Genomic DNA, 23,764 nt, shown 5'->3' with positions numbered 1-23,764 from the left:
ACCACGTTGCCGCAAGACGTCCGGCCGGTGATCCGCCGGTGGCGCGGGAGTGCCGCGCGGACGCCGTCGGCCTGCGATATCGCTGCCGGTGCTGCTGGTGCTTGCTGTCGGTGCTTGCCGTCGGTGCTTACTGCCGGGTGTTTGCTGCCGGGTGTTTGCTGCCGGTGCAGGCCGGTGCCGGGTCGCGGGTGGGCGGTCAGCCAGAAACGAGCCGGCGGGCCTCGGCCAGGGTGACCGGCTCGCCGTGGCTCTGGACGTACCACTCGTAGTCGTCGTCGATCAGGCCGCGCAGCAACGCCACGTCGAGGCCGTCGTCGGGGTTGCGCAGGTGTGCCGGTGGCGGATAGAAGCAGTCGCCGAGCAGCGCCACACCGTCGTCGGGGACGTACACCACGGTCGAGTCGGGAGCGTGCGCACCGCCGACGTGCCGCAGCCGTACGCCGGAGGGCAGGGTCAGCTCGTCGGCGAAGGTGCGTCCGGGCGGCAGGATCGTGAAGTTGTCCCAGCCCTCCATCGCCAGCGCCCGGGCCCGGAAGCTCGGGCCGAGCCGGGGGTTGGCGCGTACCTGCTCGCGCAGGTAGCGGTGGCTCCACGGCCGGGCCGCCTCCTGCCGGAGCAGCTCCCGGCCGGCGACATGACCGACGATCTCGACGTCGGGCCAGGCGCAGGCGCCCCAGACGTGGTCCCAGTGGTGATGGGTGTAGACCAGCCACCGGGCCGGCGGAAGCCCGGCGGCGCGCATGACGGCTTGGATCTCGCGGGCGTGCGCGGGGCTGTGCCCGGCATCCACGACCACGCTGCCGCGCTCGTCGGCGACGACCGCCACGCCGGCCTGGACGTTCGCCGGGTCGGGGTCGCCGGGCGAGATCCAGACCCGGCCGGCGAGCTGCCGGATGGCTATGCCGTCGATGATCGCGCGACCTCCCGTGCGGGGCCCGGCCGGGCCGGGGTGGGCTGGCACACACCATATCCACACCACCCACCGGTGCGGGCTACCGTACGGCGGAGCAGGTGGAGGGACGGCGACCGTGATCACCCGTAGTGACGTGCAGCAGGCGGCGACCCGGATAGCCGGACGCATCCGGACGACCCCGGTGGCCCGGATCGAGCCCGATCTCGCCGGCCCGGCCGGCGCCCTCTGGCTGAAGCTGGAGTTCCTGCAACACTCCGGCTCGTTCAAGGCACGTGGCGTCTTCAACCGGGTGCTGGCCGCCGCCGAGCGCGGCGAGCTGCCGGCCGCCGGTGTCATCACCGCCTCCGGCGGCAACGCGGGCGCCGCCGTCGCGTACGCGGCGGGCGCCCTCGGACTGCCCGCCGAGGTGTACGTGCCGACCACCGCCCCCGCCGTCAAGGTCGGCAGGCTGCGCCAGCTCGGCGCCACCGTGGTCCCGCACGGCAGCGAGTACGCCGAAGCTTACGAGGCCGCGGTCAAGCGGGCGGCCGACACCGGAGCACTCTTCTGCCACGCCTACGACCAGCCGGAGATCTGCGCCGGTCAGGGCAGCGTGGCGCTGGAGTTGCTGGAACAGGCCGGTGAGCTGGATACCGTGCTGGTGGCGGTCGGCGGCGGCGGGCTGATGGCCGGGGTGACCGCCGGACTGGACGGCCAGGCCCGGGTGGTCGCGGTCGAACCGGAGGGCGCCGCCGCCCTGCACGCGGCACTGGCGGCGGGCGGGCCGGTCGACGTACCTGTCGCCGGGGTCGCCGCCGACTCGCTCGGCGCGCGCCGGGTCGGCACCATCGCCTACGAGCTGGCCGTCGGCGCCGGGGTGCACAGCGTGCTGGTCACCGACGGGCAGATCGTCGAGGCGCGACGGCTGCTCTGGAGCACCTACCGGGTCGCCGTCGAGCACGGCACCGCCGCCGCCCTGGCCGCGCTCACCTCGGGCGTGTACCGGCCGGCCGCCGGGGAGCGACTGGCGGTGCTGCTCTGCGGCGCCAACACCGACCCCGCCGACCTGGCCGGCTGACCCTCGGCACCACCCGCCGACCGACCGCCGACCGCCGACTGCCGATCGACCGCCGACCGACCGCCGACTGCCGACCGACTGCCGACCGTCGTCCTGGGCCGCTACCGCACCACCCGAAGGGCCGCGCGGCGCCGCGCGTACCGGCCGGGCCAGTCGGCTGGCGGGCCGAGCAGGGCGGCGAGCCTGGCGGCGTCCCGCTGCGCCTGCCCCGCGCAGCAGTTGTTCAGCAGTACATGCAGCTCGTCGGTTTCGTCGGCGAGGTCATGCAGCTGTCCCGCCCACTCGGCCAGCTCGTCGTCACGGTAGGCGTACCGGAACCGGCCCTCCTTGTCGCCGGTGGTCCACTCCGGGCTGTGGCCGTGGAAGCGCATCACCGCCGGCTCGGCGGTGGCCAGCAACAGCGGCGGGATGGACGACTCGTGGCCCTGTGGCATGTCGACGCTGACCATCGAGATGTCGTGCCGGGCGAGGAAGCCGACCGTCTCCGGCGCGTTCTCCCCGTCGAACCAGGAGGCGTGCCGGAACTCGACCGCGACCCGCCAGGGGCGGCAGCGCTCGACGGCGTCGAGGACCCGCTGCTTCGCCCGCTCGCCCCGCGTCAGCCAGGGCGGAAACTGGAACAGCACGACACCGAGTTTGCCGGCGCCGGCGATCGGCTCGACCGCGTCGCGGAACCGTCGCCACAGCTCGTCGTAGCTGGACTCCGGCAGGTCGCGGCGGCGTACCCGGCCGGTCTCCCGGCCCGGTGGCCGCAGGTCGGCCGGGAGCGCCGCCGCCTGGATCCCGTGCCCGGTGAAGAGGCCGAGCGCCTTGACGTCGAAGGTGAAGTCCGGCGGCGTACGGTCCACCCAGGCCGCCGTCGTCTCCGGCGCCGGCACCGCGTAGTAGGTGGTGTCGACCTCGACCAGGCCGAACCGTTCGGCATAGTAGGCCAGCCGTCCTGCCGGGGTGTTGGCCGACCGGGGGTACCAGCCGGACGCGAGCAGGGACCGATCCGCCCACGAGGAGGTGCCCACCTTCATCTCGCCCATGTCCACAGTTTCTCCCCAGCGGGCAGCAGGGTCGAAACCTCCCGGGTCGGGACGAACGACCGGGAGAGGGACAGCGCCCTACACTCCGTCTCGTTACCGAGACCGGCAGTTCCGACAAATCGTATGCTAGCCCGGTGACTCCGACCGGCTCCGACGGCTCCGACGGGCATCGCCGGACACACACCGGCCGGCGCCGCAACGAGGAGGCCCGGCAGGCGATCCTCGACGCGGCGCTCCGCCTGCTCACCGCCCCGCACGACGGCGGGTTGACCGTCGACCTCCTTGCCCATGAGGCCGGCGTCGGCAAGCAGACCATCTACCGCTGGTGGCAGTCGAAGTGGGCGGTGCTGCTGGAGGCGCTGACCGACTGGGGAGAGGCACTGGTGCCCGTCCCGGACACCGGGTCACTCCGCGGCGACCTGTGCACCTTTCTCGCGCACACGTTCGCCCGGGCGAAAGAGCCGGCGACGGCGGTGGTGCTGCGCACCCTGGCCGCCGAGGCGGCCCGCGATCCCGGCACCGCCGAACTCTTCCGGCAGTTCACCCGGACCCGCCGGGACGCGCTGCACGCCATCGTCCGGCGCGGCCGGGAACGGGAGGAACTGGGCCCGGAGCTGGATCTCGAACTTCTGGTCGACCAGGCGTACGGACTGTTCTGGTACCGCTTCCTCCTCGGGCACGAGCCGCTCAACCAGGAGGTCGCCGAGCGGCTCACCGACACACTCATCCGCTGACCTGCACGCGTGTTCGCCATGATCGCCTGCGTGCATACGGTTTCCGGCTGCTCGCCCGGCCGATCGGCGGCGTGTCATGCTGGCCCGTCGGGGGGCCCCGGCTGCGATGCTCGGGCCGGTGCCCGCCGATCGACCACCGAGGAAGGCCAGCAGTCGAGCCGATGAGTTCCGAACACGCACACAGTCACCTGCCGCGCCCCGGCCCACCGCCCGGCCGAGCGGCCCGGCGGCTGAGCCTGGCGCTGCTGATCCCGGCGGCGCTCCTGACCCTCGCGGCGATGGTGCTGCTCTGGCCCGACGACACCCCCACGGCACGCCAGGCCGACGGGCCGACCCGGGTGCTCGGCACGGTCGTCGCGGTCGACTCGGTCCCCTGCCCGCCGCCGGCGGCCGACGAGGAGTTGCCGGCCGGAGCCCCGACCGACTGCGGCACGGTCGCCGTCGACCTGACCGAGGGGGTCGGGGCCGGACAGCGGGTCAGCACCGACGTGCCGTCCGGTCCGGGTGCCATCCGGGTGCAGCCCGGTGACGAGGTGGCGCTGCTCTATCTGGAGGAGAGCCCGGAGCGACAGTACTCGATCATCGACCACCAGCGCTCCACCCAGTTGTGGCTGCTCGGTGCGGTGTTCGCGCTCGCCGTCCTCGCCTTCGGCCGGTGGCGCGGGCTGAGCGCGCTGGCTGGGCTCGGCGTCACCTTCGCGATCCTGCTGATGTTCATCGTGCCGGCCATCCTCGACGGGCGCTCGCCGCTGCTCGTCGCCATCGTCGGTGCGGCGGCGATCATGCTCACCGTGCTGTACCTGACCCACGGGTTCAGCATGACCACCACGATCGCGGTGGCCGGCACGCTGGCCAGCCTGACCATCACCGCGGCGCTCTCCGCGATCGCCACCGCCGCCGCCCACCTCTCCGGCATCGCCGACGAGACCTCCAACTATCTCTCCGTCACCCAGGGCGAGGTCAACATGCGCGGCCTGCTGCTGGCCGGCATCGTCATCGGCTCGCTCGGGGTGCTCGACGACGTCACCGTCACCCAGTCGGCCACCGTGGCCGAACTGGCCAGGGCAAACCCCGGGTACGGGTTCCGGCGGCTCTACTCCGCCGCCACCCGGGTCGGCCGGGCACACATCGCCTCGGTGATCAACACGATCGTGCTGGCGTACGCCGGCGCCTCCCTGCCGCTGATGCTGCTCTTCGCCGCCGACAGTGCCACCCCGGTCGGCGAGTTGCTGACCAGCGAGCTGATCGCCCAGGAACTGGTCCGCAGCGCGGTCGGCACCATCGGGCTGATCGCCGCCGTGCCGATCACCACCGCCCTGGCGGCACTGCTCGCCGCCCGGCACGGCTCGGAGGCGGACGCCGGCCAGGTGGTGCCGGTCCCGGTCCTCCCCACCCCGGCCGCCGGGCAGGACGACCCGAGCACCGGGCAGGCCACCACGGCAGCCCGGCAGGAGGTCGCCGCGACGTCGACGCCACACGGGCCCGCGTCCTCGCCGATTGATGGTGGACCACCGGCGACGGCAACCGGACAGCCCTCGACCCCGGCGCCGGGCAGCAGACCGGAGACGGACGATCCCTGGATGGCCTTCGTCGACCGCCACCGGCACACCGGGCCGTAACCGGCGAGCCGGCACCCCGTTCCCGTCGCGTCAGCCGTCGCCCCGCATCTCCCGGGCGATCCGCTCCACCTCCGCCAGGGTCTTCGGGCCCTCCGGCCACCTGCTCGCCACGTCCGAGAAGACCACCGGCACCGCGGCGTCCTCGGCCGGACACCCCGCCGGGGTGCACCGCGGGCAGCCGTACCCCTGATGCTGCCGCACCACCCGCCGCGCCTCGTCGAGGTCGGGAGTGAGGACGTCGACGGCGGTCCGGCGCACAGCCGTCCGCTCTCCGGTGACGTGCAGCCACGCGGTCGCGATCTCCAGCGGCTCGCACTCCTCCAGCAGGCACGGCGAGCAGAGCCGATCGTCGCCGGGGGCATGCACGTCGGCGATCCGGCGGGCGGCGGCCGTGATCGCGGCGTGCAACCGGGGGTCGATCGGCGAGCCGTCGAAGACCACGACCTTCACCGCCGTCTCCAGCAGCCAGCAGCGCCGCTCCCGGCACTGGGCGCACCGTGCGGGCGGGTCGGCGGCATGGGTCAGGATGATCCGCTGGGCGGTGTCGATCGCGAGTCCGGGCGGGCCGTCGGCGCCGTTCACACCAGCCGCCGGAGGCCCGTCGGGATCCGGGCGGTGGCGGCCCGGTCGAGGCGGCGGTGGACGGCGGCGAGCAGCCGCAGGCAGCCACCCCGTGGCGCACACTCCGGGCAGCGGCGGCCGGCCCGGTGCTGGCGTTCGATCAACTGGTCGACCCGGCGGCGGGCCAGGGTGATATCCACGTCGGAACCTCCTGACGCCACGACACCCCGGAGACCAGTCGCGGGGCGCCGCTCACTGTGGGCGGATGGCGGGACCGACCCGGGTCACCCGGGGGGCGGGCCCGGGCCGGCCGGGACGCCGGATGCGGGCCGTACACCCTGGCCGGCGTCCCTGACAGTCACCCTCCGACTACGCCGACCGCTGGTCGAGTAGGCCGGTGTCCGCTGGGCGTCGCGGTGTCCGCTACTGCGGTCGGTACGCCTCGTACGCGTCGCGCAACTCGCGGGCCTCACGGATCCCGGACGCCTCCACGCCAGCCAGTACCTCGGATGCCCGCCACCAGTTCGACGGCACCACCCTGCCCGAGGTGATCGCCACCTGCGCGGACGCGCACGCCTCGTCCGGGCGCCCGGCCGCGACCAGCGCCAGGCCGAGGTCCAGCTGCGCCGAGGCGGTACGTCGCGGTCGGGCCGATCCGATCAGGTCGGCCACCGCCGCCCGCGCGTAGTCCTCGGCCGCCGGATCACCGGCCCACGCCAACGTCGTCGCCGTGTACGACAGGGCCTTCGCCGGGTCGTACCGGTAGTGGTGCTCTGGCCGGTCCGGAACAGCCAGCGGCGACACCAGCCGGGACAACCGGGACAAGGTTCGCCGCGTCTCCCGCTGGTCACCCATACGTGCCCACGCCCGGCCCTCCTGCGCGGTCGCCTGGATGTACGCCGAGCTGCCGCGCGGCGCCACCTGCTGCGCCTGGCGGGACAGGTCGAGCGCCCGCCGGTAGTCGCCTGCGGTGAGGGCATCCCAGGCCACCGTCTCCACGCACCACGCCTGGATTTCGCGGTGCTCGGTCTGGCGGGCCATCTGCTCGGCTATCGACAGGTGTGCGGCAGCGGCACGGCGGTGCCGCAGATCGAAGTGAACGGTGGCCCGGAGCAGGCTGAGCCACGCCCCGGCGACGAGCAGCCGGCGTCGCTGGTCGAGCGTGGCCCGGGTGTCCAGCAGCCGACCGATCTGGGCGAGCCGCTGGCGGATCGGGTCGAGCAGACCGGAGGGCGGGGTGGTCGCGTACAGGCTCGCCAGGTCGTCGACTGCCGCCTCGACGGCGGCGATCGCCTCGGCGCCGATGTCGCTGGCATCGATCAGGCGGGCGATCGTCGCCGCGTCGGTCTCGTCTCGCGCCCGCGCTGCCGGAGTGAGGCAGGCGATCAGCGCGCCACCGGCATCCAGCACCCGGTCGAGGTGCTGTGCGACATGTAGGCCCGGTGCCTTGCGACCGGTCTCCAGCTCGTGGAGGTGACTCTTCGATCGGTGGGCGAGGTGGGCGAGCGCCCGTACCGACAGGCCGCGCTCCTGCCGTAGTCGGCGGAGCAGCGGGGCGAAGTACGGGTCAACGTCGTGCACGGGGACCGTCCCAGGTTGGGCTGGGGTGGCTGGCGGCGCGGGCCCTACCCCGGACCGCCGCCTCCGACGGTACAGGGGAGAGCCTTCCTGGAAGATGGCCCGCCGACGGGCCGGTCCAGGCCTTCGTCGACCGCCACCGGCACACCGGGCCGTACCCGGCCGGCGGTGGAAGTCTTCTGATCTTGGTAACTTGTGGCTCACGGCGAGCCATAGGTTACCGAAGATCTTGGAGGCTGTTCCAGATCGTGGACGCTGCGAGGTGGGCAGGGGCCGGTAAAGCGTCCAGCGGACGTTTCGGCGTCCGGCAGCGGCGCCCCGTCCCCGTCCCCGTCGCGTCAGCCGTCGCCCCGCATCTCCCAGGCGATCCGCTCCACCTCTGCCGGTCCAGCGTGGCATGGTTGTCTATGCTCGCAGCGCCGGGACAGTGCCGCCGCTCGATGCGCGGCCGTCATGGTCGGCCGTTCCGCTCCGGCGGCGGCCTGACGGAGGGAGCGGGAGATGGTTCGCACGGTCGCGGTAGCACGGGTTCCCAGTCCGACCCCCGGCCGCCGCTGGACGCCCCGTTGCCGGCCATCCAGCCGGCTGAGGCTCGGCCGGCTGAGGCTCGGCCGACTGAGGCTCGGCCGACTGAGGCTCGGCCGACTGAGGCTCGGAGCGGCGGTCGGGCTGGCCACGGCTCTCGTGGTGACGCTGGGCGGCCCGGCCGCACGGGCCGGACACCAGGGGTCGCCGCCGCCGACACCCGCCCCGGCGGGCCGGATCGCCGCCGACCCCATCGCGCACGACCCGACCGTGCTCCGGCAGGGCCGGTACTACTACACGATCATCACCGGCGACGCCGGGACCCGCACCTACCTGCCGATCAAGCGCTCGACCGACCTGCTGCACTGGACAGAACTCGGCACGGTGTTCCGCACTCCGCCGGCCTGGGTGGTCGAGGAGTTGGGCACCGTCCCGGCCGACTTCTGGGCACCCGACGTCAGTTTCTTCGACGGCGCCTACCACCTCTACTACGCGGCATCGTCGTTCGGCACCAACAACTCGGTGATCGGCCTGGCCACCACGCAGACGCTCGATCCGGAGAGCCCGGCGTACGGCTGGGTCGACCACGGCATGGTGATGCGGTCCCGCGACACCGACACCTTCAACGCCATCGACCCCGACCTGGTCTTCGACGCCGACGGGCAGCCGTGGCTGGCGTTCGGCTCGTTCTGGGACGGGCTCCGGATCCGCCGGATCGACCGGAGCACCGGCCTGCCGGCCGACGCGACCCTGCACCACATCGCGTCGCGCGGCGGCGCCTCGATCGAGAATCCGGCGATCATCCGCCGGGGCGGTTACTACTATCTCTTCGCCAGCCTGGACTTCTGCTGCCGGGGCGTCGACGCCGACTACCGGACGGTGGTCGGCCGCTCCACCAGCGTCACCGGGCCCTACCTGGACGCCGCCGGGATACCACTGCTCGACGGCGGCGGCACCGACCTGTTGCGCGGCTACAACGAGTTCCGGGGCACCGGCGGCGGTGACGTCTTCGCCGGTCCGGGCGGTGACTGGTTCGCCCACCACTACTACGACGCCACCGACGGCGGCCTGCCCAGGCTCTCCGTACGCCCGATCGCCTGGGTCGGCGGCTGGCCCCGGCTCGGCGACCCCCGCTCCGGCAGCGTCCGGGTCGGTCACGGAAGCGCCTGGTTCACCCTGGTCAACCGGGCCAGCGGTGCCGCGGTCAGCGTGCCGACCTGCGGATACGAGGGCGCCGACGTTCGGATCGCCGAGATCGCCGAGCCGGAGCCGAGCACCTGCCAGCAGTGGCGGCCGGAGTACCGGGGCGACGGCCAGGTCAGCCTGCTGCACCGGTCCAGCAACAAGGTCGCCGAGGTCGCCGGCTGCGTCGACGCCGACGGTGCCCGGGTCGCCCTCTGGGGATGGCTGGCCAACGACTGCCAGCGGTTCCGGGTGGTACCGACCGCCGACGGCTGGTCCCGGATCGAGAACCGGCTGGCCGGCCGGGTGCTGGAGGCGGCCGGGTGCGGCGGGGTGGGCACGCCGGTGCAGGTCTGGTCCTGGCTGGACAACGACTGCCAGCAGTTCCGCCTCGAACCGGTCGGGGACGTGCTGATCGCCGACGCCGCCGGGCAGCGAGTGTGGGGCGTGCCGGGCTGCGAGCGCCGGACAGCACGGCCCGGGCCGGCCGGCCGGGTCGTCGCGGACCGGCCCCGGGCCGGAAACTGCCAGCTCTGGTACTTCACCCCGGCCGGCGAGGGCTATTTCCGGGTCGTCAACCGGGGTGCGGGCCGGCCGCTGACGGCGGTCACCGGTCGGGACGGCGGCGTACGTCTGACGCTCGGTCCGTGGCATGGCTCCGGCCTGGCTTCCCGGTGGCGGATCGAGGCGGTCGACGGCGAGGGCTACCGGCTCGTCAACTCCGCCGGCACCGTCGCCACCCTGCCCGGTACGCCCGACCGGATCCTCCTGCTCACCCCGTGACAGGCGGCGGCCTCACCCCGTGACAGGCGGCGGCGCGGCGCACCGTGAGAGGCTCGTCCTCGTCCCCGCCGATTGGCCGACAGGAGGAGAAGACATGGGCACCACCGATGCGACGCGGGTGCGGGTCAAGGCCTTCGACCACCTCGTGCTCACGGTGCAGGACGTGGAGCGGTCGCTGGAGTTCTACTGCGGGACCCTCGGCCTGGCACCGGTCCGGGTCGACGAGTGGCGGGCGGGCCGGGTCCCGTTCCCCTCGGTACGGATCACCCCGGAGACGATCATCGACCTGGTGCACGGTCGCCGGGGCGAGTCGAACGTCGACCACATCTGCCTGGTGGTGGAGCCGCTGGACTGGGCGGAGGTGATCGAGTCGGGCATGTTCACCGTACTGGAAGGGCCCGTCGACCGGTTCGGCGCGCGCGGTGGCGCAATCTCGATCTACGTACGCGATCCGGACGGCAACACCGTCGAGCTGCGTTGGTATCCCGAGGACAGGGAGGCGTAACGTCGCCAGGATCGACACATAGAACGATATTCTTGAATGCGTTACCTCGGCGACGGGTAGTACTCCGAGCGCGTCCACCAGCACCAAGGCGGCGATGTCATGGCCAACCTGCTCGACCGGATCGACCGGGCGACGTCCGGCCTCTGCCCCTGCGGAGCCGCCCCCGCCGACGGCTCGGCGTACTGCTCGGACGACTGCCGACCCAACCACGTCGGCGACGACACCGACACCCGGGAGGCCGGCCACCTGGCCACCCCCATGCGGTGGCGCCCCGACCTGGTCAGTGCCGCCGTCGACGACGACCTGGTCAGCCTCGACATCCAGACCTGGTACGAGGGGCACTGCCAGGCCCAGATCTTCGAACGGGCCGGCCACCCCGGCACCTGGCACCTCCGGCTCGACGACGGGCACCGGTATGTCGGCTGCGACCTCACCGACATCGACGTCCCGCAGCGGCACGAGCCCTCACCCGAGCACCTGATCGGCCGGGTCCAGGACACCTGGCGGCGGTTGGAACGCGAGCTGACCGACCCGCGACGGACGATGCCGTACCCCGGCCCGTGGCAGGCCACCCGATCGCTCCCCGCCGGACCGTCCGCCGTCGAGATCTTCGGGCCGACCACTCCCCGCGGCGTCCCCTCGCAGACGTGGCAGCGGCTGTGCCGGCGGTGCGACCGGCACGGCGTACCCCTGGACGGCCGGCGGGACGTCGACTCCTGCCAGCTCTGCGTGCACTGCGGCACAGCGTTCCCGGGTCCGGCGCTGACGCCGTCGCTACAGTCCCACGGCCGGCACACGGTGTTGAAGCTGAGCTACGTGCTGGGCGGCGCACACTTCACCCGGAGTGCGTTCATCCCGGGACGGGACATGATGACCGCCGAGGATCCGGCGGCGCTGCTGCAGAGTTCGTGGGACCGACTCGAAGCGTTCGTGCTCGACCAGCTCGCAGAGCCGTACGCGGGTCGGCCCGCGCCGGATGGACTCACCGGGTGACCACCGAGGAATCGGGGTGGGTACGGATGCTGTCGTCCGGTACGCCGCTGCCGGGTCCGTTCGTGCGTCCCGCGATGCCGGGGTTTCCGGCGGTGACGCTCCCCGTGGTGGAACCGACCGCCAACGCCAGCAGCCCTCGGTCAAGTCCGAGGATCAAGGTCTGTTCCACGTAGCAGCAGGCCAACGCCTGATGGTGCACCGGAATCGTCCGCACCGTACGGGCCGTCCTCGGATCCCACAGCCGGACGGTCCGGTCAAGGCTCGTCGATGCCAACAGATGCCGCCCGCCCGTAGCGACGACACATACCCCGGTGACCGGTGCGAGGTGTCCGGAAAGCATCCCGAGTCGGCGCCCATCCGCACAGTCCCAGATTCCGATGGTGCGGTCGGCGCTCGCCGAGACGACGACGGTTCGCCCCTCGACGCTCAGGCCGCACAGCGCGTTCACCGCGTCGTAGTGGCCGAGCTGGCTCCATCGCTGCCCACCGTCTCCGTCCCAGAGCCGGACGGTGCCGCTCTTGTCGCCGGAGGCGATTCCCTCCTGTCCGGCGTCTCGGATCACTGCGAGAGCGGTCACCCAGTCGCCGTGCCCGGTAAGTCCACCCTGGATCGCCCCGCCGTTCGGATTCCACAACCGCACCGTCACGTCGTCACCGGCCGACACCATGACCGGTCCATTGCCGGTGTGGATGGACCGGACGGCGTTCACCGCGTCATAGTGATCGGTCATCCGGTAGGCAAGATCGCCAGTGGCGACATCCCACAGCTCCACGACCCCGTCCTCGATCGCGGCGGCGAGCTGCGGGGAGCCGTCATCGACCAGGCACAGGTCGTTGACCGGACCGGTGCCGGTCAACGGCTCGATGCGTTGGCTGCCGTCGTGCGGCGCCCAGAGCCGGACGCGGCCGTCACTACCCGCCGACGCGACCAGTATCTCGCCGTCACGCGGCACGGCGCAGAGCGCCGTCACCGCCCCCGGACGGCCATCGTCGACGACCGGCCCCGGCAACGCCCCGTCCGGATCCCACAGCCGGACGGTACCGTCGTCACCCGCGGTGGCGACGAGCTGCCGACCCGCCATCGGCACCGCGCAGACCGCCCGGAACCAGTTCGAGTGCCCGCGCAGGCCGGGCCGAGTCTGACCGGTCCGGGTGTCCCAGAGACGGATGACACCATCCTGACCTGTCGACACGAGGAGGCGGGTTTCCCTGGTGTCGAGCGTGCAGAGGTCTGTCAGGGGTCCTCCGCTGGTGGGATGCTCGGCGAGCAGCTCACCGGTCTCCGGCTCCCAGCACCGCACGACACCGTCGTAACCGGCAGAGGCAAGGGTCGTACCTGTGTCGGTGGTGAAGGCGTACAGGGTGCTCACGCACCCGTTTCCCACACTCATCGACCGCAGGTGCGTCCCGGTCAACGGATCCCAGAGCTGTATCGTCCCGTCGAAGCCGGTCGAGGCGAGCACCGCTCCCCTGGATGTCGGGACCTCGGTGACCGCGGTGACCCAGCCGAGGTGCCCGGCGAGTCGGTGCCGAAGCATGCCGGTCAGCGGATCCCACAGGCACACCAGCCTGTCGTCGCCCCCCGAGGCGAGCAACGGCCCCGCCGAGGTGCGGACCGTGCAGAGGTTGCGGACCCAGTCGTCATGCCCCGGCAGTTCGTAGATTCGATGTCCGGTAAGCGGGTCCCAGAGACCGATCGTGCCGTCATGGCCGCCCGTCGCGAGCAGCGATGTGCCGCCGAGATCTACCGCACAGAGGCTGCGGACACAGTCGTCGTGACAGCTGAAGGCGTACTCCGGCTGGTTGGTCAGCGGGTCCCACAGCCGGACTGTGCCGTCTTCGCCGGCCGAGGCCAGCAGATGCCGACCGTCCACGAGAACGGCGCAGACGTCGTAGACCGCCTGGGAATGTCCCTCCAGGACCGTCTGCTCGGTCCGCGGCGGCGTACTGGCCCAGCGGGCGGCGTACGGCGCGTCTCTGACGTCCACGGCGCTGTCGAGCCGGTCGATCCGATCGACCACCGACAACAGCGCCGCACGCTCGGCTGGTCCCACTCCCACCGCCATCGGAGTGCGCCGGAGGAGTTGAACCCGGGCTCGGGCAGGTGCGCTGACGGCCGATCTGGCGACCCGCAGGAGGCGGTCGAGTCGGGCGTGCAGCAGGTAACCGTCATCGGTGAGCAGCTCGTCAACCATGCCCGCGCGGGCGGCGTGCTGCGGGAGGGACCGCAACAGGTACTCCGGCGCGACGTCCCAGCCGGCCGAACGTCCGCTGGCGATCCACGTCTCCACCAGGCGCTGCTCGTCCCGCATCCGGCCGGCACCGCCGCCCCGTCCGCCCAGCAGCGCCTCGTTCAGCGCCTGGTGGAACAGCCGGTACGTGGGATCGGCTGCCCCGCCGGACTCCACGAGGAAGTTCGCCGCAGACGTCCGGGCGAACTCGGTCAGTTCGGTCTCGCTGACCCGGCCGCCGAACGCACGGGTGGCCACCTGCCAGAGCGAGATCGGCATGCCCGGGGTCTCGGCGTGGGCGAGCACGGTGAGCGCCAACCGGGCCGGTACCGTACCGGCTGGTGGCAGGCCCCGTAGGTAGGTGTCCAGGGCGTCGGCGACGGTGGCAGTGAACGTCACCCCGTCCGGCGCGACCGGTTGCGTGTCGTGCAACGCGTGCGCCCGTGCGACCAAGCCGGCGACCAGGAAGTTGCCGTTTGCCAGCGCGGCGATCCGGCGGGCCACCGGTGCCGCCACCACCCGGTCCGTGTAGGGATTGCCGGGGCGTTCCGCTCCGAGGAGCCGCAGCGTGGTCTCGGCGTAGTCGGCGAGGTCGGACTCCGCGAAGTACTCCGGGGAGTCCAGGTCGACGACCTCGGCGTCCGCGCCGAACTCCAGGAGCAGGTCACCGTGGTCGTCGGAGCGCCTGGTACCGACCATCACCTGCACGCCCGGTATCCGGGCGAGTGGGAGGAGAACCTCGTCGACCAGGCTTCGGGCGTGCTGCGGCGTCGCCGCCTCGTCGAGCGCGTCCACGATGAGGCTGAACCGCTGGCGGCGGCCGACGAACCGGTCCCGCAGGGCCGGCATCAGGTCGACGGCCGCAGCGGGAATGCTGACCGCAGCCGCCCGCGCGATCTCCGCCGCGACCTCCAGTGCGGTCTTTCCCTTGGCGTGTACGGCGCACGAGACCGAGCCGGCGGTGGCCCGCACCGCCGTATCGTCCGACGTCAGCATCGCGCGTATGCCCGGATCCGCCGTGGTGACGATCCGGCCCAGCACGGCGGACTTGCCGACTCCAGGCGAGCCGGTGACGACCAGCGGACGGTCGGCCGGCTCGGGCTGGTCCAGCCAGCCGACGAGTCGGTGCAGCGCGCTCGTCCGCCCGCGGAACCGGGCGCCGCCCTCGGCGCTGGTCGCGACCCCTCTGGCCCGGGGCAGCCAGTGCCGACCAGCTTCGTCGTCGGTCGAGAGCGTCCAGCCCCAGGCTGCCAACGCGGAGTCGTCGGCATCCTCCACCCGCCACTCGGCGAGGGCCGACAGCTTCATGTCGGGCAACTGCCCGTCGGCGTGGGCGAGGGTCAGGGCATGGCCGTCGCCCGTCTGCCCGGCCGCCTCCACCACGATCCCGACCACGGCCTCGTAGTCGGGCGACCAGAGGGCCGCACCGCTGAACCCACCGGTCACCTCGGTGCCGGACTCCGGGATCACGTGGACACGTCCCCATCCGCCCTCGGCGCGGATCGTCCCGTACGCGGCGCATCCGCCCTCGGTGTGTTGCGGAAACCCGTACGCCCACCAGGTGCGGTTCACCAGGTCCTTCCCGGACAGACAGCGCAGCCGGGCCGGCGTTACCGACCGGGGTACGGGCTCCACGAGTTCGAGCAGGACCAGGTCGATGTTCTTCTCCGGTCGCCCGTCGCACAGGAGCTGGCCCACCCGCCGCCGGTCCCAGTAGCCGACGCCGGGCGTCCGCGGAAAGGAGATCCACAGATCCTCCCGGAGCACACCGTTGAGGCAGACAACGTGCTCGCAGGCGAGGACGAGGTTCGTGTCGACCACCACGGCCGAACCGAGGGGCGGTTGGGAGCTGCGCTCACCGAGGTGAACGGCGACAGCCCAGGTGTCCTCCGGTGCCGTGGTCACCACTGTCTCATCCGGGCGGAAGACTGCCTACCGGCAGGGCGTTCGGCCGCCAGGAGAGCGTGATCTCGAAGTTTCCCTCGGTCGACGCCTTGGCGACGAGCCAACTGGCGGTACCGGTCACCTTGACACCGAACCTCACGTCGACGGCATCGGGCGCGAGCTCCCTGACCTGGTCGAGCACCTCGCGGGCCGCCTCCAACGCCGGGGCCACGGCGTCCCTGACGGTTCCGGCGACATCACCCACGCCCGCCGGCCGAAAACCGGCGACGGGTTCGATCTCGAACTGCACCGTCGTCTTCTCGTCCAACTGGTAGCTGACGACCTCCGGGGACACCGGCGCCACCTTCCGTCGCGCTGCACGCAGAAACATCGAGTCGGCGGACCGGCAGGTACCGCCCGAGGGCGGCGCGTCCGCCGAGCGCAATGGTGCTAGGGCGGTCGGGATAACGCAATGGCGAGTGCCATGATCCATTTTTGGGGCGATAGCACTAATGTTCGACAGCACCCCACTGGACTGGTTATCCGAAGATCAGCAAACGCCGGACTGTCGGACTTCAGCACTTCCGGATGGACCTTGCGTGACGCCGACGGCATGGGCAGAATCGGCCAGGCGTGAGAGCCGTTCGGCCTAGCGCTGTCGACGCATATCCCACCTCCTCGCACGAACACCCCGAAGCACTCGCCATAAAGGAGCGTTCGCATGGCCGACGCAGAACTGACACCTGTCCAGCGGTTCGTTCTCGTCACCCTTATGATCAAGGCGAGCGCTCTCCCGAACACCTACTTCGACAAGGTCGCCGGGATCAGCCTGAAACGCCCTTACCGCAACGACCTGCGGGATCGCGGTTTCATCACCGTGACAGAGAAGCCCCTTGTCCTGGAGTTGACCGAGCGGGGCTGGGCAGCGGCGATCGGCGAGCTGGGCGCGGCGGCGCCGGCCAGGGCAGGTTCGGCGGGCGGTGCACTCTACGTGGCCCTACAGTTCCTTCGCGAACTTCTCGATCATCTGAAGGTCGCCCCGGCGGAACTCTTCACCCTGCGGCTCGCCGGCAGGGACCTCGCGGCGGAGAGCACAGCGCTGTCGAGCACCGAGGAGAGCATCCGAAAGGCGTACGGGGAGGTCGGGCGACCGGGCGATTACGTCCGGCTCGCCGAAGTCAGGAGCGCGCTCAGGGCCGAGGTCGATGCCGCACTGGTACGGATGAACCGCGAGCCTGACGTACAGATCATCCCTAACTCCCAGCAGGGGGACCTCACCGACGAAGACCGCGCCGCCGCCGTACGGATCGGCAACCAGGACCGGCACCTCATCGCTATCACGTCATGACGGACGCGGCGGAACTGCGCGCCCTGGCGGCCCTGCGGTTCGATTGGGCGCCCACCCCCGACGACGTGTGGCGACCACTGGCGGAGTTCCACCTCCCCGCTCTGCATCACAACATCCTGACCCAGGTGCTTGACGGTGTCGCGGAGGCGCGCAGAAACTCGGAGTCGAGTCCCATAGGGTTCGCCATTCTGGGCGCTCGAGGCACAGGTAAGACCCACCTGCTTGGCGCGATACGCGAGCAGGTCCAGGCCGATGGCGGCTATTTCTTTCTGGTCAGTCTGTTGGAGGCCAGTGCCTTCTGGCGCAGCACCGCGCTCGCCATGCTGGATGGATTCGCCCGGCCGTTGCCGAACGGTGAGACGCAACTCAAGGCATTTCTACGCCGGCTGGTCGACGAGGTGTCCGCGCCACGTGCGGTGCGGCGTGCCGTGGTCGGCGAGTCCGAGTTGTCCCGACCCATCCTGGATGCCTTCGTCGACCTCATCCGCAAGCGCAACCGTCAGGTGGGGATGGAGTGCCAGGACACCGCCCGGGCCCTGGCCCTGCAGTGCACCGAAGACATGCGCCTGCAGGACATCGGGTACGAGTTCCTCTGTTCGAACGACGAGGAGGATGTCGGGCAGCGGGCAACCTGGGGAATGCGGCGTGGCAAGCGCTCCGCCCAGGAGGTCGTCCGCGACATCTCCCGGCTGCTGGCCCTGACCGGCCCGACCGTCGTGGCGGTCGACCAGATCGACATCCTGGTCAACCAGTCCGAGAAGGTCCAGGCCCACGACACGCGGACCCGATGGCAGGCGGCCCTGCTGCTCGAACAGATCGCCGGCGGACTCATGGCGCTTCGCGAGAACACCCGCCGGTCGCTGTCCATCGTGTCCTGCCTTCCACAGGTCTGGATGAAGATCAAGAACGAGGCGACCGACACCGTTCAGGACCGGTTCCGCGAGGCGATTCAGCTCAAGGGAATTCCGTCGGCGGAGTTGGCCCACGAACTGGTCGCGAAGCGGTTCGCGGGTTGTTTCGCCGAGGTGGACTTCGCACCGCCGTATCCCACCTGGCCGGTGCTGCCCGAGGCGTTTGACGAGGCGGTGGACTTCACCCCCCGCGAGGTGCTGCGGACCGTCGACGCGCACGTCCGGGCCTGTCTGGTTGCGGGCGAGGTGCGGGAGATGATCCGCTTCCGCCACCCGAGCGACGACCTGGGGACGGCACCGGCACCCGCCGAGGCAGCCGGGTCGCGGGCGGCAACGGCGGAGCCGGATCTCGCCCGCATCGACATTCGGTACGCCGAGCTCATCGACGCCGCAGACCCCGCACCGGCACTGCGCCACGAGACCGAGGACGGGGTCGTACCCGAGCTACTCAGAGCCGGGCTCACCGCGTGGATCGCGGCGCGGCGCGTGGCAACCCGACCTTTCAGCATCGATCCCCCGGCCGGCGGCAAGCCCGCCGTACACGCTCGACTCCGCCGCAATCTGGACGAGGAGACGGAGAGGCAGGAGCACTGGTCATTCCGGGCGGTCCGCGCACCGCACCACATCGCCGCGCTCAATCGCATCCGGAACGCGATCACCACCGCCGGGTTGACCCAGGGGGCACCGGAGCGGCGCCTCTTCCTGCTCCGGACGCCCGCCTGGTCCGCCGGAATACGTACTCAGGAGGTCATCAGGGCGTTCGAGGAGGCCGGCGGCAAGACTTTGCCTTTCGATGAGCCCGACGTGGCCAGACTCATGGCGCTACGCGACCTGATCACCGAATCCGGTCTCGAGAGCCTGCGACCCTGGTTCGTCGCGCGGCGGCCGGCCGACGAGATCGCCATCTTCCGTCACGCCCTCAACGGCGCCACGTCCGGTGCACCCCCAGAGCCTGCGCCCCCCGCACTGGTCGCGCCCGGGGCCGGTGAGGGAGCCGGGCCGGTGATCCAGGGCCGCGGTGCCGCTGACGGGGCGGAGAGCGCCCTGCGGATCGGTTGGGCGACCGAGAACACCGCCCCGGTTCTCCTCGACCTCGAGGTCCTGCGGCGACACGCGGCCATCTTCGCGGGCTCCGGGTCGGGCAAGACGGTCCTGATCCGCCGGCTGGTCGAGGAGTGCGCACTGCGGGGCGTCTCCGCCATCGTGCTCGATCCCAACAATGACCTGGCCCGCCTCGGTGACCCGTGGCCGTCGCCGCCCTCCGCCTGGGAAGACCACGACGCGGAACGGGCGCAGGAATACCTCGCACACACCGATGTCGTCGTGTGGACGCCCCGCCGCGCGAGCGGACGACCGTTGACCTTCCAGCCACTCCCCGACTTCGCCGAGATTGTCGACGACCCCGATACCTTCCTCGCCGGCGTCGATGCCGCAGTCGCGTCGTTGGCCCCACACGCGCGCGTCGACGGTACGACCGACAAGGCGCGCCTTGGCAGAGCGGTACTCCGCGAAGCCCTGACCAGCTACGCGCGCACCGGGTCGAGCGACCTCCGGGGCTTCATCGGCATGCTGAACGCGATCCCCGACGGCGTCAGCCTCCTTGACGACGCTCCCAGGCTGGGGGCGAACATGGCGCAGTTGCTGACGGCTGCAATGGTCAACGACCCCCTCTTCGGCGGCACCGGGGAGCCGGTCGACCCGGGGCTGCTGTTGACGCCGTCGCCTGGGCGCCGCGCACGGGTATCGGTGATCAGCTTTGTCGGCCTGCCGGACGAGCAGCAGCGGCAGAGCTTCGTCAACCAACTCCAGCTGTCGCTGTTCTCGTGGATCAAGCGCAACCCGGCCGGCGATCGTCCGCTCGGAGGTCTGCTCGTGATGGACGAGGCGCAGACACTCGCTCCGTCGGGCGCGATGACGGCCTGTACCCAGAGCACTCTCGCGCTGGCCTCACAGGCCCGCAAGTACGGGCTTGGACTGGTCTTCGCCACACAGGCGCCGAAAGGGCTGCACAATCAGATCCCAGGCAACGCCGCCACCCAGTTCTTCGGACTGCTCAACAGTCCGGCGCAGATCGATGCGGCGCAGGAGATCGCACGTGCCAAGGGCAGCACGATCTCCGACATCGCACGGCTGGGGACCGGGCAGTTCTACGCCTCGGTGGAGGGCGCCAGATTCGTGAAGCTCCGAACGCCGCTCTGTCTGACGCACCATCCGAAGAGTCCGCTCACCGCTGAAGAGGTTCTCCACCGAGCCCGGAGCGGGCCTTGACCAGCAACGGACCGTAACCCACCGAACGCCAAACGTCTGCACCGGTCCACGTCGGTCACCGGTGACGCCTGCCGCCGGCCGCTCGACTCGACCGGGATCGGCCGCCCTGGTGGTCTGGTGTCCCGAAGAGGGGACGGGCCGAACCATAAGTTTCCATTATCTTCCCTTCAAGAAAAGCGCATTTCTGCGACGTGAGTTTGATTCGCCGACGAACCGTTCCCTACCGTGAGCTTGCGGCGCGCAGGACGGCCCACGCAGCACCGATGCCGCCGCCACCTGGGTCGTCGGATCAGCCAGAAGCCGGAGACGGTCGTCCCGGCACGGCAACGGAATCCGCCGGCCCGAGCCGCAGCGCACGATTACTGGGAGGGTTCATACACATGCGACGGTCGCACCGCGGTCGCGCCTCCGCCCGTTTCGGCCCGCGTCGCCGGGTCATTGCCGTGGTCGCCACCCTCACCGTCTTCGGTGGCCTGGTGGGCGTCACACAGATCTCGAACGCGGAGAGCGAGCGGGCGGCCCCCGCCTGCGAGCCCACATCACCTCCGCCGTCGGCCGGCGCGTCGGAACCGGCCGGCGCCGGCGAGAACGGCGATGCCGCCGGAGGCGACGAGACCGGCGGCGCGTCGCCGTCCCCGTCGGAGGCGTCGCAGTCGACGGCGTCGCCACCTCCGCCCGCCGCAGAGTGCGAGGAGCAGGAGGAGGGTGGGGAGGCGCCGGGGAACTCCGGAGGAGGCGCCCCGGGCGGCGGCCTGGAGTCGCTCGGCGACAACTGCGACGAGAGCAGGCTTTCGCCGCACACCGGCTTCCAGGAGGGCGACCGGTGCGTGTCGACGGCCTTCGGCGAGGTGGGTGCCGCCGAGCAGAACCCGACGCTGCTGATCAGCGAAGCTCCCCGACGGGTACGCGAGGGCCAGTCGTTCCGGCTCGTCGTGAGCACCCAAAACCTGGTCCGCGACCGGTTCCTGCCGGCGGCGCAGGGTGGCTACTACCGGGAGACCTCCCTGCTCAACGACGAGGGTCTGGTGCGGGGGCACTTCCACACGGCCTGTCGGATGCTCACCAGCACGACGGAGGCGGCCGAGCCGGCCCCGGTGCCCGCGTTCTTCGTCGCGACGGAGGACGGTAAGGGCAGCGACGAGCCGGACCGAGTGATCATCGAAGTGCCGGGCCTGCCCGCCGGCATCGCGCAGTGCGCCTCCTGGGCCGGCGACGGCTCGCACCGCATCCCGATGATGGCTCGTGCCAACCAGATCCCCGCGCTCGACTCCGTCCGGATCCAGGTCGAGCCGGCCGCCGAGGAACCGCCCGCGGAGCAGCCCGGCAACGAGGAACCACCCGCCGAACAGCCCGGCAACGAGGAACCACCCGCCGAACAGCCCGGCAACGAGGAACCACCCGCCGAGCAACCCGGCAACGAACAGCCACCCGCCGAGCAGCCCGGCCAGGGAGAGCAGCCCGGCCAGGACGAGCAGGAGTCGGACGAACAGCAGCCCGGCGGCTCCGCCAAGCCGGGAGACGACGATTCCGACAAGGAGACCCCGGCGGCACCCGCGGCCACCGAGTCGCCGTCCGGCGAGTCGGCCGGCGAGTCGGCCGGCGACGGGACCGACGTCGTCGCCGAGGCACCGCCGGCGCGCGACACCGGCACCCAGGGTACGGGCGGCGGGTTGGCGCTGACCGGTGCGAACACCATTGCCTTCATCGTCGTCGGCGTCGCGTTGTTCATCGCCGGAGCGGTCCTCATCTTCCTGACCCGCCGGCGCCGGACGGTACGCCGCTGACCCTGCACCGCCAGCAGCGCTTCAGCAGGCGCGGTCTCTGCGTGGTGGCCATGGCCTTGACCATGGCCCACCCGCGGCGACCGCGCCTGCTGCCGTCTCCCGACTAGCGCACCACATACCCCCGGGGGTATTGTTTCGACAGGACCGGGTCCTTCCCGCGTCCGGCGGCCACCGGGCCCGCAGGATCGGTACGGCAGGTCCGACGCCGAGGTTCCACCAGGGTTCGACAGCAGAGCCCGACAGCAGGGCACACCGGCGGCACCCCGCGCCGCCCCGCCAAGGGAGAAGAGTGCCTCCCAGATACCCCCGGGGGTATCTGGGAGGTTCGAGTTGAGAGGAAGGTGACAGATGGCAGTCCAGGTGTCCGTCGTCGAGACGTCGTCGCTCGGCGACCGCAGCTACCTCGCCACGGACGGCCGGGTGGCCGTGGTGGTGGATCCGCAGCGGGACGTCGACCGGGTCCTGGCCCTCGCCGGCGAACTCGGCGTACGCGTCACGCACGTGCTGGAGACGCACATCCACAACGACTACGTCTCCGGCGGGCTGCAACTGGCCCGGCTCACCGGTGCCGAATACCTCGTCGCCGCCGACGACCAGGTGAGCTTCGATCGGATGGCGGTGGCGGACGGCGACGCGGTGGTGGTGTCGGAGAGACTGCGGATCCGGGTCGTCGCCACCCCCGGCCACACCTTCCACCACCTGGCCTACGTGGTCGACGAGGCCGGAGACGACGGCTGGTCCCCGGTCGGCGTCTTCACCGGCGGGTCCCTGCTCTTCGGCACCACCGGGCGCACCGACCTGCTCGGCCAGCAGCACGCGCACGCCCTCGCACACCACCAGCACACCTCAGCACGGCGCCTGGCCGACCTGCTGCCCGACGGTACCCAGGTCTGGCCGACCCACGGATTCGGCAGCTTCTGCTCGGCCAGCCAGACCGACGCGCCCGGCTCGACCATCGGTCGGGAGCGGGAGGCCAACCCCGTCCTGCGGCTGACCGCGGAGGACTTCGTCACGGAGGCCCTCGCCGGCCTCGGCGCCTATCCGGCCTACTACGCCCACATGGGAGTGACCAACAGCGCCGGCCCGGCGCCGGTCGACCTGAGCCCGGTGCCGCCGGTTGACGCCGCCGGACTACGGGAGCGGATCGCCGCCGGCGAGTGGGTGGTCGACCTGCGCCAGCGCAAGGCGTACGCCGCCTGCCACCTGGCCGGCACGGTGAGCCTGGGGCTCGACGGGCCGATGTCGACGTGGCTCGGCTGGTTGATCGACTGGGGCGCACCGATCACCCTGCTCGCAAGAAGTCCGGAGCAGATCACCGAGGCCCAGCGGGAACTGGTCCGCATCGGCATCGACCGGCCCGCCGGTCGGGCCACCGGTGATCCGGACGGGTGGGCGGACGATCCCGCGCGGCTGCGCGAGCTTGCCGTCGCCGACTTCGCCGCGCTCGCCGCCGCGCAGGCCGGGGAGACCCCGGCCGGGCTTCCCGCCCCGCAGGTCGTGCTGGACGTCCGGCTGACCAACGAGTGGCAGGCCGGCCACGTCGACGGCGCCGTGCACATCCCGCTGGCCGACCTTCCGGGACGGCTGGACGCCGTACCGCCCGGGGTCGTCTGGGTGCACTGCGCCTCCGGATACCGGGCCACGACCGCCGCCTCCCTGCTGGCGAACGCCGGTCGCGAGGTCGTCCTCATCGACGACGAATTCGCGCTGGCCGAGCAGGCCGGCGTGCCCACGTCCCGTACCGCCTGACCACCGTCAGCCGCGCCCGGCCGGTCACCGCGGCCGTCTCCGGTACGGCGACCGGCCGCCACCCCGCCACCTCACTCGCCCGCATCAGCATGCCGATCCGAGGAGAGCC

Annotated in this window: 17 protein-coding genes; 10 read left to right on the top strand and 7 right to left on the bottom strand. The window is 71.7% G+C overall.

All coding sequences use genetic code 11. From position 1 onward, the window contains the following. Window positions 1–196 precede the first annotated feature (196 nt). The gene (locus tag ACN28C_RS13515) at window positions 197–961 is read right to left on the bottom strand and encodes an MBL fold metallo-hydrolase (protein WP_422773815.1); all 765 of its coding nucleotides are present in this window, start codon (window positions 959–961) and stop codon (window positions 197–199) included. A gap of 67 nt (window positions 962–1,028) precedes the next feature. Between ACN28C_RS13515 and ACN28C_RS13510 the strand changes: the two genes are divergently transcribed. Then, window positions 1,029–1,970: a threonine/serine dehydratase gene (locus ACN28C_RS13510; RefSeq protein WP_422773814.1), complete on the top strand. Its 942-nt coding sequence runs from the start codon at window positions 1,029–1,031 to the stop codon at window positions 1,968–1,970. 101 nt (window positions 1,971–2,071) lie between these two features. Here ACN28C_RS13510 and ACN28C_RS13505 read toward each other — a convergent pair whose 3' ends face one another. After that, window positions 2,072–3,001, bottom strand: a complete 930-nt coding sequence (locus tag ACN28C_RS13505; protein ID WP_422773813.1) for a DUF72 domain-containing protein — start codon at window positions 2,999–3,001, stop codon at window positions 2,072–2,074. A 134-nt stretch (window positions 3,002–3,135) separates the two neighbouring features. On the opposite strand from ACN28C_RS13505, the gene ACN28C_RS13500 reads away from it, so the two are divergent. Continuing rightward, window positions 3,136–3,735: a TetR/AcrR family transcriptional regulator gene (locus ACN28C_RS13500; protein ID WP_422773812.1), complete on the top strand. Its 600-nt coding sequence runs from the start codon at window positions 3,136–3,138 to the stop codon at window positions 3,733–3,735. A 161-nt stretch (window positions 3,736–3,896) separates the two neighbouring features. Next, window positions 3,897–5,354, top strand: a complete 1,458-nt coding sequence (locus ACN28C_RS13495) for a YibE/F family protein (RefSeq protein WP_422773811.1) — start codon at window positions 3,897–3,899, stop codon at window positions 5,352–5,354. Window positions 5,355–5,384: 30 nt separating this feature from the next. Here the strand turns inward: ACN28C_RS13495 and ACN28C_RS13490 are convergent, their stop codons facing one another. The 3 genes from ACN28C_RS13490 to ACN28C_RS13480 form a co-directional block, all read right to left on the bottom strand. Beyond that, on the bottom strand, window positions 5,385–5,936 hold the full coding sequence (locus ACN28C_RS13490) for a hypothetical protein (RefSeq protein WP_422773810.1): 552 nt from the start codon (window positions 5,934–5,936) through the stop codon (window positions 5,385–5,387). Beyond that, on the bottom strand, window positions 5,933–6,115 hold the full coding sequence (locus ACN28C_RS13485) for a hypothetical protein (RefSeq protein WP_422773809.1): 183 nt from the start codon (window positions 6,113–6,115) through the stop codon (window positions 5,933–5,935). The genes ACN28C_RS13490 and ACN28C_RS13485 overlap by 4 nt, the downstream gene beginning before the upstream one ends. A 223-nt stretch (window positions 6,116–6,338) precedes the next feature. Beyond that, the gene (locus ACN28C_RS13480; RefSeq protein WP_422773808.1) at window positions 6,339–7,496 is read right to left on the bottom strand and encodes a helix-turn-helix domain-containing protein; all 1,158 of its coding nucleotides are present in this window, start codon (window positions 7,494–7,496) and stop codon (window positions 6,339–6,341) included. 684 nt (window positions 7,497–8,180) lie between these two features. Here ACN28C_RS13480 and ACN28C_RS13475 point away from each other — a divergent pair. The 3 genes from ACN28C_RS13475 to ACN28C_RS13465 all read left to right on the top strand — a co-directional run bounded on the left by ACN28C_RS13475 (window position 8,181) and on the right by ACN28C_RS13465 (window position 11,481). Continuing rightward, complete coding sequence (locus tag ACN28C_RS13475; RefSeq protein WP_422773807.1) at window positions 8,181–9,983, top strand: family 43 glycosylhydrolase; 1,803 nt, start codon at window positions 8,181–8,183, stop codon at window positions 9,981–9,983. Window positions 9,984–10,077: 94 nt separating this feature from the next. After that, the gene (locus tag ACN28C_RS13470; RefSeq protein ID WP_422773806.1) at window positions 10,078–10,488 is read left to right on the top strand and encodes a VOC family protein; all 411 of its coding nucleotides are present in this window, start codon (window positions 10,078–10,080) and stop codon (window positions 10,486–10,488) included. Between the two features lie 99 nt (window positions 10,489–10,587). Continuing rightward, window positions 10,588–11,481 (top strand): hypothetical protein, encoded by an 894-nt coding sequence (locus tag ACN28C_RS13465; protein WP_422773805.1) that lies wholly within the window; start codon window positions 10,588–10,590, stop codon window positions 11,479–11,481. Here ACN28C_RS13465 and ACN28C_RS13460 read toward each other — a convergent pair. Together ACN28C_RS13460 and ACN28C_RS13455 are read right to left on the bottom strand one after the other, a co-directional pair. Next, window positions 11,471–15,616, bottom strand: coding sequence for a hypothetical protein (locus ACN28C_RS13460; protein WP_422773804.1), 4,146 nt, complete (start codon window positions 15,614–15,616; stop codon window positions 11,471–11,473). The two genes, ACN28C_RS13465 and ACN28C_RS13460, sit on opposite strands and share 11 nt — an antisense overlap. A 7-nt stretch (window positions 15,617–15,623) precedes the next feature. Continuing rightward, the gene (locus tag ACN28C_RS13455) at window positions 15,624–15,950 is read right to left on the bottom strand and encodes a CU044_2847 family protein (protein ID WP_422773803.1); all 327 of its coding nucleotides are present in this window, start codon (window positions 15,948–15,950) and stop codon (window positions 15,624–15,626) included. Window positions 15,951–16,316: 366 nt separating this feature from the next. On the opposite strand from ACN28C_RS13455, the gene ACN28C_RS13450 reads away from it, so the two are divergent. The 4 genes from ACN28C_RS13450 (at window position 16,317) to ACN28C_RS13435 (ending at window position 23,655) form a co-directional block, all read left to right on the top strand. Continuing rightward, window positions 16,317–16,943: a hypothetical protein gene (locus ACN28C_RS13450; protein WP_422773802.1), complete on the top strand. Its 627-nt coding sequence runs from the start codon at window positions 16,317–16,319 to the stop codon at window positions 16,941–16,943. Continuing rightward, the gene (locus tag ACN28C_RS13445; RefSeq protein ID WP_422773801.1) at window positions 16,940–20,122 is read left to right on the top strand and encodes an ATP-binding protein; all 3,183 of its coding nucleotides are present in this window, start codon (window positions 16,940–16,942) and stop codon (window positions 20,120–20,122) included. The genes ACN28C_RS13450 and ACN28C_RS13445 overlap by 4 nt, the downstream gene beginning before the upstream one ends. Window positions 20,123–20,502: 380 nt before the next feature. Next, the gene (locus ACN28C_RS13440; RefSeq protein WP_422773800.1) at window positions 20,503–21,906 is read left to right on the top strand and encodes an LPXTG cell wall anchor domain-containing protein; all 1,404 of its coding nucleotides are present in this window, start codon (window positions 20,503–20,505) and stop codon (window positions 21,904–21,906) included. Window positions 21,907–22,254: 348 nt separating this feature from the next. Beyond that, window positions 22,255–23,655, top strand: a complete 1,401-nt coding sequence (locus tag ACN28C_RS13435; protein ID WP_422773799.1) for a rhodanese-like domain-containing protein — start codon at window positions 22,255–22,257, stop codon at window positions 23,653–23,655. The last annotated feature ends 109 nt before the right edge of the window (window positions 23,656–23,764 follow it).

It is taken from the genome of Plantactinospora sp. WMMC1484 (assembly GCF_049315195.1).
Lineage (GTDB): Bacteria > Actinomycetota > Actinomycetes > Mycobacteriales > Micromonosporaceae > Plantactinospora.
Note: the sequence above shows the minus strand (reverse complement) of the source record. Positions and strands in the feature narration are given on the sequence as shown.

What these genes read in the sequence shown, in the direction of transcription:
- ACN28C_RS13505 (WP_422773813.1), bottom strand. Translation starts at nt 3,001, where the DNA reads ATGGGCGAGATGAAGGTGGGCACCTCCTCGTGGGCGGATCGGTCCCTG.
- ACN28C_RS13495 (WP_422773811.1), top strand. Translation starts at nt 3,897, where the DNA reads ATGAGTTCCGAACACGCACACAGTCACCTGCCGCGCCCCGGCCCACCG.
- ACN28C_RS13470 (WP_422773806.1), top strand. Translation starts at nt 10,078, where the DNA reads ATGGGCACCACCGATGCGACGCGGGTGCGGGTCAAGGCCTTCGACCAC.
- ACN28C_RS13465 (WP_422773805.1), top strand. Translation starts at nt 10,588, where the DNA reads ATGGCCAACCTGCTCGACCGGATCGACCGGGCGACGTCCGGCCTCTGC.
- ACN28C_RS13450 (WP_422773802.1), top strand. Translation starts at nt 16,317, where the DNA reads ATGGCCGACGCAGAACTGACACCTGTCCAGCGGTTCGTTCTCGTCACC.
- ACN28C_RS13445 (WP_422773801.1), top strand. Translation starts at nt 16,940, where the DNA reads ATGACGGACGCGGCGGAACTGCGCGCCCTGGCGGCCCTGCGGTTCGAT.
- ACN28C_RS13440 (WP_422773800.1), top strand. Translation starts at nt 20,503, where the DNA reads ATGCGACGGTCGCACCGCGGTCGCGCCTCCGCCCGTTTCGGCCCGCGT.
- ACN28C_RS13435 (WP_422773799.1), top strand. Translation starts at nt 22,255, where the DNA reads ATGGCAGTCCAGGTGTCCGTCGTCGAGACGTCGTCGCTCGGCGACCGC.